Raw genomic sequence first — 615 nt, forward strand, 5'->3', positions numbered from 1 at the left:
GCACATGGGCGTCGTACCAGCGCGGGTCGGCCGGGGAGACGAAGAGGGTGTAGCGGGGTGAAAGGAGCACGCCGGCCGTGATCGGCAGCGCCAGTACGGCGCCGGCCACGGCGGGGCCCGGCACCCGTACCTCGCTGAACCGCACCGCCGCGGCGGCCAGCGCGACCGCCGGCGCGCACAGGGCGGCGGCCTCTACGCTCACCGCACCCACCGCCAGCGCGGCCCACCGCGCGGGGTCGGCACCTCCCCGTACGACGGCCAGCACGGCCACCCACCACACCACGACCGCGGGCGCCACGACGGCCGCGCGCAGTGCCTGGCGCAGCGGACGCGGCACGGGAGGGACGCCGGTGGTGAGCCGGGCCGGGTCGTCCAGGACGAAGGCCGTGCCCACCGCCCCGCACAAGGCCGCCGCCCGCACCACGGTGACCAGCACCTCCGCCGGGAGGGTCATGGAGAACAGCGCCGGTACGGCGGCGACGGCCAGCCCGAGGGCCCAGCCGGCGGCCATCGTCGTCCACGGCAGCGACCGCGCCGTGGGCCGTACCAGCGCCAGGACCACCGCGGCCCTCGCGCTCACCGGGAGCCGTCGGCCCCCGCGCACCGGCGGTCGAG

At 78.5% G+C, this 615-nt stretch carries 1 protein-coding gene; it reads right to left on the reverse strand.

Annotation, left to right across the window (positions count from 1 at the left end):
- On the reverse strand, nt 1-580 hold a 580-nt coding region (locus tag CCN37_RS38165), incomplete at its 3' end, for a hypothetical protein (protein WP_086830254.1).
- Nucleotides 581-615: the final 35 nt, after the last annotated feature.

It is taken from the genome of Allokutzneria sp. NRRL B-24872 (assembly GCF_002155965.1).
Taxonomy (GTDB): Bacteria; Actinomycetota; Actinomycetes; order Mycobacteriales; family Pseudonocardiaceae; genus Allokutzneria.